The 12916-nt window shown below is 77.3% G+C and carries 10 protein-coding genes; 7 read left to right on the plus strand and 3 right to left on the minus strand.

Annotated features, from left to right (window positions below):
* The 5 genes from ACFW1A_RS30650 to ACFW1A_RS30670 all read left to right on the plus strand — a co-directional run.
* A partial coding sequence (locus ACFW1A_RS30650) for a class F sortase (RefSeq protein ID WP_380414488.1) occupies window positions 1–605 on the plus strand: 605 nt, incomplete at its 5' end.
* Window positions 606–837: 232 nt separating this feature from the next.
* Window positions 838–1734 carry a hypothetical protein gene (locus ACFW1A_RS30655; RefSeq protein WP_380414490.1) on the plus strand — a complete coding sequence of 299 codons (897 nt, stop codon included), beginning with the start codon at window positions 838–840 and terminating at the stop codon, window positions 1732–1734.
* On the plus strand, window positions 1731–2612 hold the full coding sequence (locus tag ACFW1A_RS30660; protein WP_380414492.1) for a response regulator: 882 nt from the start codon (window positions 1731–1733) through the stop codon (window positions 2610–2612). The genes ACFW1A_RS30655 and ACFW1A_RS30660 overlap by 4 nt, the downstream gene beginning before the upstream one ends.
* Window positions 2609–3895, plus strand: coding sequence for a sensor histidine kinase (locus ACFW1A_RS30665; RefSeq protein ID WP_380414494.1), 1287 nt, complete (start codon window positions 2609–2611; stop codon window positions 3893–3895). The genes ACFW1A_RS30660 and ACFW1A_RS30665 overlap by 4 nt, the downstream gene beginning before the upstream one ends.
* Before the next feature lie 113 nt (window positions 3896–4008).
* Window positions 4009–4563 (plus strand): Uma2 family endonuclease, encoded by a 555-nt coding sequence (locus ACFW1A_RS30670; protein WP_380414496.1) that lies wholly within the window; start codon window positions 4009–4011, stop codon window positions 4561–4563.
* A gap of 37 nt (window positions 4564–4600) precedes the next feature.
* On the opposite strand, the gene ACFW1A_RS30675 is transcribed toward ACFW1A_RS30670, so the two are convergent.
* The 3 genes from ACFW1A_RS30675 to ACFW1A_RS30685 form a co-directional block, all read right to left on the minus strand.
* Window positions 4601–7678: an AAA family ATPase gene (locus ACFW1A_RS30675; protein ID WP_380414498.1), complete on the minus strand. Its 3078-nt coding sequence runs from the start codon at window positions 7676–7678 to the stop codon at window positions 4601–4603.
* Window positions 7679–7746: 68 nt separating this feature from the next.
* Window positions 7747–7956 carry a hypothetical protein gene (locus ACFW1A_RS30680; RefSeq protein WP_380414500.1) on the minus strand — a complete coding sequence of 70 codons (210 nt, stop codon included), beginning with the start codon at window positions 7954–7956 and terminating at the stop codon, window positions 7747–7749.
* 162 nt (window positions 7957–8118) lie between these two features.
* Window positions 8119–11253: a type 2 lanthipeptide synthetase LanM family protein gene (locus ACFW1A_RS30685; RefSeq protein WP_380414502.1), complete on the minus strand. Its 3135-nt coding sequence runs from the start codon at window positions 11251–11253 to the stop codon at window positions 8119–8121.
* A gap of 283 nt (window positions 11254–11536) precedes the next feature.
* Between ACFW1A_RS30685 and ACFW1A_RS30690 the strand changes: the two genes are divergently transcribed.
* Window positions 11537–12169, plus strand: a complete 633-nt coding sequence (locus ACFW1A_RS30690; RefSeq protein WP_380414507.1) for a response regulator transcription factor — start codon at window positions 11537–11539, stop codon at window positions 12167–12169.
* Window positions 12166–12819, plus strand: a complete 654-nt coding sequence (locus ACFW1A_RS30695) for a response regulator transcription factor (protein ID WP_380414510.1) — start codon at window positions 12166–12168, stop codon at window positions 12817–12819. The genes ACFW1A_RS30690 and ACFW1A_RS30695 overlap by 4 nt, the downstream gene beginning before the upstream one ends.
* Window positions 12820–12916: the final 97 nt, after the last annotated feature.

Consider the following 12916-nt stretch of genomic DNA (forward strand, 5'->3'; position numbering starts at 1 on the left):
GCACGGTCGCGCTGGTGCTCGGTGTGCTGCTGCTGGCGCCGTCGTCACCGCCGTCGGTCCGGATCGGCACCGCGGCCGCGGCGCCCGGGGTGTCCGGGGCTCCGACCGCGCCGCCGACACCGGCGACCGGTGCCGCCGCAGCACCGTCCGCCGCGTCGGTGGCGCCCCCGGAGCGGCTGCTGATCCCGCGGATCGGCGTGGACGCCCCGGTGAGCGCCGGCGGGCTGAACGCCGACGGATCGGTGGAGGTCCCGCCGCTGGACCGCCCCGAGCAGGTGGACTGGTACCGCAACGGGCCGGCACCCGGGCAGACCGGGCCGGCCGTGCTGCTCGGGCACCTCGACACCCGCAAGGGCCCGGCCGTCTTCAGCCGCCTGCCGCAGTTGGCGCCGGGCGACCGGATCGAGATCCGGCGCACGGACGGCACCTCGGTCGCCTACCGGGTCCGCGAGTTGCGGCAGGCGCCGAAGAACGCGTTCCCCACCGACCTCGTCTACGGGGACACCCCGGACCCCGAGCTGCGCCTGATCACCTGCGGCGGCTCGCTCGCCGCCGACGGCCACTACACGGACAACATCATCGTGCTGGCCGACCGGGCGTCGTAGCGCCCGCACCGGACACGGCAGGCCGCGCGGGACCCGCGCAGCAGCACCGGCACGGGTCCGACCCCGCGTCCCACCTGCGGGAACCGCGGACGCGGGTCGACCCGTGTACCTGGTGGGACCGGGCGGCGGAACGCCTGCCGGACCATGAACGCGTGCCGGACGAGGAACGCGTGCGGGACGAAGACGCGTGCCGGACGACCAACGCGTACGGAACGAATCAGGAGGCGGCGCGGTGCGGGAATGGCTCGGGCGGGCGGTGCTCGCCCTGCTGGCGGTACCGGTGCTGGCGGGCGTGGCCGCCTGCAGCGCGGACGGCGGACTGCGGGACGACGGCGCCGCCCGGCGCCTGACCCCGCCGCCGAGCGCGATGCCGGTGTGGCCCGTGGCGGCCGTGGCACCGTCGTCCCCGGCGGCACCGAGCGCGGAGCCGAGCGCGCCGAGCCCGTTGCCGGGGGTCACCGTGGCGGGCGACGACATCCGCGCCGCCGGCGACGCCGCGACGGTGCTGGCGCAGGATCCGGCGGTGACCGGTCGCCCGGACGAGAAGCGTGCGCTGACGGGGTGCCAGCACTGCCAGGTCCTGGCCGCGCAGTACCGGGACCTGACCGGTGACGGCCACGACGAGCTGCTCACCGCGGTGCTGACGGACGACCAGCAGGCCGTCCTGCACGTCTACCGGCTGCAGGGCGGCCACCTGCTGCCCGTCCTGGCGCTGACCGTGCAGCCGGGGTTCACCGCCGACACGGTCGGCACCGACCTGGTGGTGCACGAGCCGACCGGTGCGGCGATCGAGACCGACAGCACCTACGGCTGGAACGGCGTCCGACTGGCCTTCAGGGGACGCGAGATCAAGGCGACCGGACCGGCGGCGGACGCCCCGGGGTGCCTGCCCGGCGCCGCGACTCCCAGCCCGCAGTGGACCCTCCCGGTACCGCTGCCCAGGCCGGGGGCACCGCGGCAGCCCTTCCCGGTGCCCAGCGTCTCGCCGTCCGCGTCGCCGCTGCCGTACGGCGGGTCGGCAGCCCCGACCCCGGCCGTCCCGGCCCAGGGGGCGCCGGCAGCAACCTCATCGGCCCGGCAGCAACCCGCCGGCCGCCCCTCGCCGAGCGCCCCGGAGCAGCCGCGATGACCACCGCCACCCCCACCCCGACTCCCTCCGCCACCCCCGACGGCGCTCCGCGGATCCTGCTGGTCGAGGACGACGAGGTGATCCGCGAGGCGACCCGGATGGCACTCGAACGCTACGGGTTCCCGGTGGACACGGCCGCCGACGGCCTGGAGGGCCTGGAGCGGTTCCGGGCGGGACGGCCCGACCTGCTGCTGCTCGACGTGATGCTCCCGCTGCTCGACGGGGTCGGCCTCTGCCGCCGGATCCGCGAGGAGAGCCAGCTGCCGATCCTGATGATGTCGGCACGGACCGACCCGGTCGACGTGGTGTCCGGCCTGGAGGCGGGCGCGGACGACTACGTGGTCAAGCCGTTCGAGACGGCCGTGCTGGTGGCCCGGATCCGCACGGTGCTGCGCCGCACCGTCCTGGTCCACCGCCCGGTGGCCGACCCGGCCGCCACCACGACACCGGCCCCGGCCCCAGCCGCTGTCCCGGCCGCTGTTCCGGCCGCTGCCCCCATCCCCGACGAGCCCTCCGCGGGGGCGCTGCGCGCGGTGGCCGGGCTGGAGGTCGACACCGACGCGATGGAGGTCCGGGTCGACGGCGCACCGGTCCTGCTCACCCCGACCGAACTGCGGCTGCTGCTGGAGTTCACGGCGGTGCCCGGGGTGCTGCTGGAACGCCAGACGCTGCTGGAACGGGTCTGGGACTACTCCTGGGGCGCCGACACCAGGGTCGTGGACGTGCACGTCCAGCGCCTGCGCGCGAAGATCGGCGCCGATCGGATCGAGACCGTCCGCGGCTTCGGCTACAAGCTGCGCCGCAACCGCCCGGCCGGGCCGGGCCCCGACCGACGCCCCGACCCCGCTCCCGCTCCCGCCCCGGGCACCGCACGGTGAACCTGCGCCGCCAGATCGCCGCGATGGTGGCCGTGGTCTCGCTGCTGCTCGCGCTGACCCTCGGGCTGCTGGTGCACCGGGCCGAGGTGGGCCAGCACGTCGCGCAGGCCCGCAGCGCCGCGGCCGCCGCCCTCGACGTCCAACTCGACACCTACGACCGGACCGGGGACATCCCCCAGGCCTGGGCCGGCCGGGCCCGCACCTGGACCGTCGGCGCGGTCCCGGGCGAAACGGCCGGCGGTCCCGGCTCGGCCGGTGACCCCCCGCCGCTCCCGCCCGCCCTGCTGCGCCTCGCCGTCCAGGGCCACCGCGGCTCGATGCTCGCGCCGGGGCCCGGCGCGCAACCCGTCACCGTGATGTGGGCGGCGGCCGGTGACGGTCACGGCCGGGTGTTCGCGGTCTGGCTGGACTACACCGAGGACCAGCGCGCGATCACCCAGCTGGACCGCACCATCCTGGTCTCGGCCGTGCTCTCGGTCCTGGTCACGGTCCTGGCCGGCGCGTTCGCGGCGCACCGGATCAGCGGCCGGCTGCGCACCGCGGCCGGCATCGCCCGGACCATCGCCGGGGGCGACCTGGACGCGCGGATCGGCCCGCTCGGCCGCCCGCGCGACGAGGTGGCCGAACTGGCCGCCGCCGTCGACTCGATGTCGGCCGTGCTGCGCACCAAGCTGGCCAACGAGCAGCGATTCACCGCGGACGTCGCGCACGAGCTGCGGACCCCGTTGACCGGACTGCTCACCGCCGCCGAGTTGCTGCCGCCCGGTCGGCCCACCGAACTGGTGCAGGACCGGGTCCGGCTGCTCCGCCGGCTGACCGAGGACCTGCTGGAGGTCTCCCGGCTGGACGCGGGCGCCGAGACCCCCGACCTGTCGGTGGTGCCGCTCGGCGCCCTGGTGACCGGCATCGTCCGCACGGCCGGACCCGGCGTCGAGCTCCGGATCGACGACGACGCCCAGGTGACCACGGACCCGCGCCGCCTCGACCGGGTGCTCGCGAACCTGGTGACCAACGCCCTGCGCCACGGCGCGCCCCCGGTCCGGGTGGAGGTGGCCGGCAGCACCGTCACCGTCCGCGACCACGGCCCCGGCTACCCGCCCGAAGTCCTCCACGACGGCCCCCAACGCTTCCGCACCGGCGCCCGCGAACGCGGCCACGGCCACGGCCTGGGCCTCACCATCGCCCAGGGCCACGCCGCCGCGATCGGCGTGGAGCTGGTCCTGCGCAACGCCCCGACGGGCGGCGCGGTAGCGGAACTGCGGCTGCCGGCTGTTGACGGCTGACCGGTCGGGACCAGCGCCGGCGCAGACGGGCGCACCGAGGGCACCACACCGGATCGGCTGCACCGTCCCACGGGTTCACCCTGCCTCGCTTCGCAGTGCCGTACGTTGGGGGCATGACCATCGATGCCGCCATCTTCGCCCGCCTGCGCGAGATCGCGGACGAGCTGTCCCAGCTGCCGATGAAGCCTCGGGTGGAGATCGGCCCGCAGGGCCTGGTCATGATGATGTCGCCGACCACTCCGCACGGCCTGACAGTCATCTACCTGCGCCGACAGCTGGAGCAGCAGGCTCCGGACGCGCTCGTGTTCACGAACACGGACATGCAGGACGCCGCGCTGGGTCTGCTGCGCGTACCCGACCTCATGGTGCTTCCCGCAGCTCTGATCGACTCCCAACCCCAGGACGCCGTTCGCCCCCGCGATGTGGAGCTGGTCGTCGAGGTCGTCTCCAGGTCCAACCCGGAGAACGACTACCGCGACAAGATCGTGGACTACTCCGCGATGGGCATCCCGCTGTACCTCATCGTTGACCCCGGCCGTGGCACGGCCCAGATGATGTCCGAGCCGACCGGCACGGGCTACGGCAAGACCCGCACCTACGACTACGGTCAGCCCATCCCCGTCGGCCGCTGGTTGCTCACCACCGACAGCCTCCCCCGTTACCGCTGAGGCACGCGGGCCCGAACCACCGTGGCCTCGTCCCGGGTCAGCCCGGTCCCTCCGGCTCCGCCGCTGCCGCCTCCTCCGCCAGGACCCGGGTGGCCAGGTGGACCAGGGTGGTGCGGTCGGGGCTGGCGGTTTTGGCGAGGAGGCTGGCGATGTGTTTTTCGACGGTGCGGGGGGAGATGGTGAGGCGGTCGGCGATGGTCTGGTTGGTGGGGGTGTCGGGGAGCAGGCCGAAGACCTCGAACTCGCGCAGGGTGACGCCCTGGGCGCGGAGTTGGGGCGGGATGCGGTGGCGGCCGTCGCGGTGCTGGGAGACGCTGGCGCCGGCTCGGCGGAGCAGGGTGCGGCAGGCGCGGGCGACCGCGGGGGCGCCGAGGGCGTGGAAGTACTCCTCGGCGGCGCGCAGCCAGCGGACCGGCTCGCCCCAGCCGTCGTTGAGGGCCGCCTCGCCGATCAGGCGCAGGCCCAGGTGGTGGGCGGTGGGGAAGGGTTCGCCGATCTCCTGGGCGGCGCGGACGGCGCGGGTGGCCGCCTCGGTGCGGCCGGCGCGGCCGGCCAGGGCGGCCCGGGCGAGCAGGAGGAACTGCTGGTTCCAGGCGAGGGCGGCCGCGGGCGCGGTGGCCGGCACCGAGCTGCCGGCGGCCGGGGCGGCCAGGCCGGCCAGCGCCTCCTCGCCGCCGCCGGCCAGCACGGTGAGCAGCGGGTCCAGGCCGTAACGGCCGGTCAGGTAGTAGGGGCTGGGGTGTTCGTCCTCCCAGGCCCGGGCCGCGGCCAGGTCGGTGGCCGCCCGGTCGCGGTCCTCCTCCAGCAGGGCGCAGAACGCCCGGCCCAGGCCGAGGGCGAGGGGCACCAGGTAGAAGTCGCTGCCGCCGCTGCGGTCGAAGGCGGCCAGCGCCTGCTCCATCTCGCGGCGCCGGCCCTGGTGCGCGGCCAGCACGGCCTCGGTGATCAGCAGGTAGCGGTGGGCCGTGAGGTTGCGCAGTCGGGCGGTGGCGGCCAGCGAGCGGTCGATGGTGTCGCGGGCGGTCGACCACTGGGCACGCTGCACCGCGTTCATCGCGAGCACCGCGTCGGTGTTCTGGGTGAGCACCACCGCACCGATCCGCACCGACGCCTGACGGGCCTGGTGCAGGAGTTCGGGGGTGCCGGTGCGCATCGAGGCGTTCACGCCGAGCCGTTGCAACGCCTCGACCCGCCAGATCGGCAGGTCGTGCTGCTCGGCGACGGCGAGCATCCGTTCCAGGTGGCCGTCGGCCTCGTCGAAGCCGCGGTCGCGGGCGAGCACGGCGAGCAGTTGCAGGGCCTGGCAGGCCACCACGGGCAGCGGGACCCGCTCCGCCGTCTCGACCGCCAGCCGGGCCAGCCGCTCCGACTCGGCCAGCCGGGCCGACCGGTCGCCGGGGCCGGGCAGCAGCGCCAACTCCGCCTCCACCACGGCGAGCGCGGCGGTCTGCTCGGGGGTGGCGCGGTCGCCGAGCAGCGCCCGAACGGCCGCGGCCTGGGCTGCTGCCTCCTCGGTGCGCTCGGCCGTCACGGCCGCCCAGGCCAGCCGGGTGCGCACGGCCGCCAGCCGGTCGTCCCCGAGTGCGGCCGGACTGCTCCCGGCACCAGCACCGGCACCGGCACCGGCACCGGCACCGGCCACCGTGGCGACCAGCGCGAGCGCCTGGTCGAGTCGCCCCGCCTCGGCGAGCGCCTCGACCAGCGTGCACCCGACCGCGGCCCGGTCCGGCGCACCGGCCAGTTGGTGCGCGCGCTGCAGCAGCGCGACCGCGGAGGCGACGGCGCCCGCGGCCAGCGCCCGCCGGCCGGCCTCGGCGAAGTGCCGGGCGGCGCCGGGGCGGTCCTCGGCCAGCAGCAGCAGGTCGGCGGCCAGTCGGCAGCGCTCCCCCGGCAGCGCGGGGTCGGCCCGCTCCAGTTCGGCGGCGGCGTGCCGGGCGACCACCACCCGTTCCAGCGGCGACAGGGTGGCCAGCAGCGCCTCGGCGGTCAGCGCGTGCCGGAACGCGTACCAGCCGGGTGCGGCGGGGTCGGGCACCAGGAAGCTCGCCCCGGTGGCCGCGCGCAGCAGGTCGAACATGCCGCGCTCGGTGAAGCCGGTGACCAACTGCACGGTGTCCATGGCGAACCGGGGACCGAGGCAGGCCGCCACCAGCAGCAGCTCGCGCAGCCGGGGGTCGACCGCGGCGATCCGCCGGCCGTAACTGCGCACGATCGAGGCGGGCAGCGCGGTGCCGGGTGCGCCGACCACCTGCCAGCCCTGCGCCGAACGCTGCAGCGCACCCGTGGCGATCAGTTCGCCGAGCAACTCCTCGACCAGGTACGGGTTGCCGTCGGCGCCCGCGGCCAGTCGGTCCACCACGGCCGCGGGGACCTGCTCGGCGGGGGTCTCCAGGCAGCCGGCCACCAGCCGGCGGACGTCCTGCGCCGGGAGCGGGCGCAGTTCGGCGATCCCGGCCCGGCGCCGGCGCTCGGCGGCGCGGACCATGTCGCGCCCGGCCCCGGGATCGGGCCGCAGCGTGGCCAGCAGCAGGACCGGCACCTCGGCGAGGTTGTCCACCAGGTACTCCACCACGGCCACCGTCTCGGGGGCGGCGTCGTGCAGGTCCTCCAGGACGAGCAGGCAGCCGTGCGGGCGGCCCACCAGGGCCAGCAGCCGCAGCAGCGCCTCGCCGAGCTCCAACTCGCCGCCCGGGCCGATGCCGGTCGGGGCACCCGCCACGAGGGCGCTGCCTTGCAGTGCGCCGGCACTCGGGGCGCTGCCGCTCGGGGCGTCGGGGGCGCACCACTCGGGCACCAGCCGGGCCAGCAGCGGCCGGTAGGGCAGCAGTGCCGGGTCGGCGGGCGGGCCGGTGCGACGGAACCGGGAGGCGAGCGCCTCCCGCAACGGGCCGAACGGATGCCCCGCCCCGTCCACCGCCGACCGGCCGCTCAGCACCGCCAGGCCGCGCGCGTGCGCGCGGTGCGCGCACTCGGCGGCCAGTCGCGACTTGCCGATGCCCGGTTCGCCGACCAGGAAGACCGCGCCACCGCGCTGCGCCGCGGCGGCGGCCAGCGCGGTGTCCAGCAGCGCGAGCTCGGTCGCGCGGCCGACCACGGTCGGCGAAGTGGTTCGCATGTCCGCAGGCTACTTGACGGTTTGTCGACTTAACAGTGGCCCGCGGCCGGCCCCCTGCGGGCGGGCGGTCACCCGCCGCAGGTGAGGGTGAGGGTCGGTATCACCGTGCTGGTGTCGTAGGCGTCGGCGAGCGCGGTGACCACCGCTCCGGAGAGCAGGGCGCTGCGTCGGCCGAGGCCGCCGCTGCCCAGGGTGATCGGGCCGCAGGGGTGGTCGGCGCCGACGCCCTGACGGGCCGTCGGGTTCTTCCAGGACTGGACGAGGTCGGTGGTGTCCATGGGGGTGGGTCTCCTCGGATCGGAGTCGGCCCGCGCCGCCGGGTTTCGGCGGACGGGTGGTCAGGAGGGTGCCGGTCGGTCAGGACAGCGGCAGTGGGGGTGCGGACGGCTGCGGGGGCACCCGCGGTGAGCGGTCGTCAGGGCGCGGGCGGTCGCCGGTGGTCAACCGGCGACGGGTGGGCGGAGCAGCAGGAGGGCGGGCACCCGGTCGGGGAACCCGAGCCGGAGCAGTCCGTGCCCGATGCCGGCCAGGCCGGTCAGCAGGCCGGGGCTGCTGACCGCGCCCGGGGTCCCGCACCGCGGATCGGCACCGGCCGACAGGGCCAGGTCCCGGGCGGCGCGCACGGCGGCGGCCGCGCCGGAGGCGGGGTCGGGATCGCGGACGGCCGCGAGGAGTTCGAGGACCCCGAACCCGCCGTGGCACAGGCTGTGGTCGGACCGCGGGGCACCGGCCGCGAGGGCGCGCACGGTGCGGTCCAGGTCCCGCAACCGGCCCGGAGCGGCGAGCGCGGCGGGGCTGTCGGCGAACGCCAGCGCCGTCCCGGCGGCGCCGCGGCACCACGAAGCGTCACCCCCCGTCGAGCCGCCGTCGGGCGAGTCCTCGTCGGACGCACCGCCGTCGGACGCACCGCCGTCGGACGCGCCGGGACCCGCCGGAGCACCGTCCGACGACCCGTCACCGACGCCGAGCCGCACCGGCCCCAGGGCGTCGAGGCCGGCCCGTGCGAACCGCGCTCCGCCACCGTCGGCGGCGAACGCCAGCAGCGCCCACCCGATGCCGGCCCGGCCGAACGCGAAGCCGGGCCCGGCGGGCAGCGGTACGGTCAGCAGCCGGTCCGCGCAGGCCCGGGCCGCGTCCTGCGCCCGGGCGGAACCGGTGGCCCGGTGGACCGCGAGGAGTGCGGCCAACCCGCCCGCCAGCCCGGAGAACAGCGTGGCCTCCCGGTCCTCGGCCACGGCCGCCGCGGCGAGCGCCACGGCGGGCTCGACCAGCGCGGCGAGCCCGGGGTCGGCCAGTTCGGCGGCCAACTGGGTCAGCGCGTAGGCGATCCCGCCCAGGCCGGTGAACGCCCCGGTGCCGACGAAGCCGAGCTGCTCGGGCTGCGCGGCGAGGCCGGCCAGCAGCGCGGGGACGGGGGTGAGGGCCTGCCGGGCGGTGCGTGCGTAGCGTTCCTCGCCACTGATCCGGGCCAGTTGGGCCAGGAACAGGGCGGTCCCGAGGTACCCGTCGGCCAGCCCGGCGCCGAGCGGGCCGAGTTGCCAGAACCGCTGGTCGATCAGCTCCAGGCCGAGCCAGTTGGTGCGGTCGGGCCCGTGGTGGGCCGCGTCGAGCAGGCGGTCGCCGATCTGCCGCGCCGCCTGCAGGGCCCGGTCGGGGGTGGGTCCCCCGCCCGCGGGCCGACCGGCCGTGGGGCGCAGCGGCGCACCGGTCACCCCCACCGTCCTGGTCGCCATCGCGGCCCGGACGATCCACTCCTGCCGGCGCCGGTCCGCCGCGCCCATCGCCCGGATCCGGGCCGCCGCCCGGTCCAGGCCCGGCTCGCCCAGCACCCCGGTCAGCGGCTCGCCCGGCATCCCGCCCAGCACCCCGGCCAGCGGCTCGCCCGGCATCCCGCCCAGCGGCTCGCCCGGCTCGCCCGGCGCCCCCGGCCCCGCACCGGCCCCGCTCCCCCACAGGTCCGCCGAGTCCGGCCGGGTGCTGAACAGCGGCACGTCGCCGGTCCAGAGCTGCGCCACCTCGTCCGCCGCCAGCCGCGCCGCCCACCGGCCGCCGACCGCCTCCTCGCGCAGCAGGCCCAGCAGCCCGTCCCGGTCCCCGGCCGACCGGAGCACGTCGGGGTGGGTCGACTCGTCCAGCAGCCGGGCGTAGCCGCGGGACGGGCGGACCACCACCCGCACCTCGTCCGCGGCGAACCGGCGCAGCGGCCCCCCGGGTCCGAGCAGGTCCGCCGCACCCGCCGCGATCGCGTCGTACCCGGCGCGGAAGCCGGCCAGCAACTGCTCGGTGTGGGCCGCCGGGTCTGCGTCCCGGCCGTGCCGGGTGGGCCGGTTGGCGGCGCCGGCGGCGGTCGGGGCGCGCCGGACCAGTCGCATCCGGTCGGTGCCGGAGTCCTCGAACTCCACCGCCTCGACCGGCAGCGGCACGCCCTTGTCGCCGCCCAGTCCGGACTCGTCCCAGCCGCCGTCCTCGCCCAGCCGCAGGTGCGGCAGCAGGCCGGTGCGGCGCACCGAGGCGGCCAGGACCAGGCCGGCCGGGTCGGGCGGGCCGGCGGTGCCGGGGGCGAACGTGGTGGCGGGCGGGTGGAACAGGGTCTCCACGTCGATCAGGGTGGGGCGGTCGCCGCGCGCGATCAGGTTCTCGTGGTGCACGTCGGTGCCGTCCACGGCGTGCAGCAGGGCCAGCAGCGCGCCCTGCCGGCGGTAGAACCGGGCCAGTTGGGCGTCGCTGCCGCACGGCTCGGGGACGACGTGCTCGACCCAGCCGTACCCGGGGCGGGCCAGCACGGTGACGGTGTCGACCGCGGGGTCGCCCAGGCGCGCGTTGAACCAGTGGGCCAGCTCGTTGAAGTGCCGGTGCGCGTCCACGGGCCGGGGCTTGTGGACGACCCGGGCGCCGCCCGCGAAGCGCAGCACGGCGACCGAGCGGCCATGGCGGTGGCCGTCGCCCGCGGCCTGGTCGAGGGCGACCAGCGCGCCCGGATCGGCACCGGCCCACAGCCGGTGGACCAGCAGCTCGCGGTCGGCGGCGAGGCGGCCGAGCAGTTCGGCGGTCGCGGCCACGGCGTGCAGGCAGCTGAGGGCGAGCAGCCGGGCGAGGACCGGGTACTCGGCGAACAGCCGGGCCAGACCCGCGCGGGACGAGGTCTGCCGGACGAAGTCGGCGAACCGCTCGGTGGGGCTCGCCCCGACCAGCTGTCCGGTCACCCGGCCGACGTTGAGCTCCAGGACCAGGGTGCGCGCCGCGGTGCGGACCAGCCGGCGGGCCAGCCGGTCGGCGAACCCGGCCGCCAGGGCGGCCCGGTCCGCCCGCTCCCCCAGCCCTGCGAGCTCCGCACCGGCCGTCAGGCGCGCGGTGGCCAGCTCGGTGAACGGGGCCAGCACCCGGGCGAACCCCGCGGTGCCGGACAGCTCCCCGACCGGACGGGCGGGGGCGACGGGGGCAGCGGCGAGCACGGCTTCGGTGAAGCGGGCCCACTCGGGGGGTGCCCCGGTGGTGTTCTGGTCCTCCGTCAAGCCGCCCTGCCACCAGGCGTTTCCGGTGGTCCCGGGCGGCGTCGCGCTGCGCGTCCCGGTCATGCCCCCGAGCCTGGCAGCAGGCGGGCGGCCCCGCAAGGGCCGAGCGCGGAACGACCCGGCGGCCGCGGGCGGCGGCCCCCGCCCGCCGCACCGTCGCAGGGGCGCCCGGACGGCGCCCCGCACCCGCCGACGGGCGGAACGGACCAGGTCAGCGCCGTCCCCCCAGAATGCTGGGTGCGGCCCCCCAGGAAATTGCGGGACCCGCACCCAAGCGCCTGGTTCGGCCGGACTGCCAGCATGCTGCGCAGTGGGGACTTGGGCCCACCCGACCGAGGAGTGCCCGTTGGATAACCCGTTGTCCGTCAGCGTCCTGGCACTGGATCCCGTGCTGGACGCCGGTGCGAAGAGCAGTCTGTACGGCAGCCCCGAGATCGCCATGGTGCTGCCGCACGAGCCGGCCAGGGTGGCCGTGGTGGTCGCCGACCGGGTGGACGGCCAGGTGGTGGAGCTGGTGCGGACCACCCGCTGTGCCCCGCACGGACCCGAGGTGGTGCTGGTGGCCACCGAGTTGACGCCCGACGAGGCCCGCCGGGTGATCGCCCTGGGTGCCCGCGGCCTGCTGCGCCGCCGCGAGGCCAGCGCGGACCGGCTGGTCCGCACCGTCACCACGGCCGCCGACGGCGACTGCACCCTGCCGACCGACCTGCTGGGCCTGCTGCTGGCGGACCCGCACGGCGCGCCGGCCGGACGGCCCGACCCCCTGGCGCCCCGCCCATGGTCCGGACCGGGCCTCACCGCCCGGGAGGCCGCCGTGCTGAGACTCGTCGCCGAAGGGCGCGAGACCAGCGAGATCGCCGAGCAACTCTGCTACTCGGTACGGACCGTGACCGCCGTGGTGCGCGACATCACCCAGCGGTACCACCTGCGCAACCGCGCCCACGCGGTGGCCTACGCGCTGCGCGGCGGGCTGCTGTGAGCACGCTGCGGGTGCACGTGCGGGCGGCGGATCCGGCGGTGCGCGGACGGCTGGCCGCACAGCTCGGCGAGGGCGGCGCCGAGCCGGCCGCCGAGTGGTCCCCGGACGCGGTCGTGGTGGCTGCGGCGGACACGGTGGACCGGGCGCTGGAGGCCTGCCCGGCCACCGCGCCCGGCGGGTACCCGCTGGTCGTGGTGGCCGACCAGTTCCCCACCGCCGCGGTGCTGCGCGCGCTGCGGGCCGGCACCGGGGCGCTGCTGCACTCCGGCCGGGCCACGCCGGACCGGTTGGCGGCGGCGGCCCGCGCGGCGTACCACGGGGACGGGCGGCTGCCGCACGAGGTGCTGGTGCGGCTGATCGGCGGCGGGGCGGGGACGCCGGCCGGTGAGCCGGGCCGGCCGGCCGCGCCGCCGCCGGTCCGTGCGCAGGACCCGGCCGACGAACCGGACGGGCCCCGCTCGCTGCTGACGGTCCGCCAGACGGCCGTGCTGTCGCTGATCGCCGACGGTCACGACAACGCGGCCATCGCCCGCGCCCTGGCCTGCTCGCCGCACACGGTGAAGAACGTGATCTACGAGCTGATGACCCGGCTGCGGGTGAACAACCGGGCCCACGCGGTGGCCCGCGCGGTCCGCCTCGGCCTGCTGTAGCCGCGGCCCGCCGCCCAGAGCGCCGTCCGGCGGACCAGGGGTGGTCCGCCGGACGGTCCCGGGCCGGCGGGTCCGGCGGGCCGCCGTCCGACCCGCC

The organism is Kitasatospora sp. NPDC058965 (assembly GCF_042741245.1).
GTDB lineage: Bacteria > Actinomycetota > Actinomycetes > Streptomycetales > Streptomycetaceae > Kitasatospora.

Bases quoted from the DNA above. Each gene is read 5' to 3' on its own strand.
- ACFW1A_RS30660 (WP_380414492.1), top strand. From the start codon at position 1,731: ATGACCACCGCCACCCCCACCCCGACTCCCTCCGCCACCCCCGACGGC.
- ACFW1A_RS30670 (WP_380414496.1), top strand. From the start codon at position 4,009: ATGACCATCGATGCCGCCATCTTCGCCCGCCTGCGCGAGATCGCGGAC.
- ACFW1A_RS30675 (WP_380414498.1), bottom strand. From the start codon at position 7,678: ATGCGAACCACTTCGCCGACCGTGGTCGGCCGCGCGACCGAGCTCGCG.
- ACFW1A_RS30680 (WP_380414500.1), bottom strand. From the start codon at position 7,956: ATGGACACCACCGACCTCGTCCAGTCCTGGAAGAACCCGACGGCCCGT.
- ACFW1A_RS30685 (WP_380414502.1), bottom strand. From the start codon at position 11,253: ATGACCGGGACGCGCAGCGCGACGCCGCCCGGGACCACCGGAAACGCC.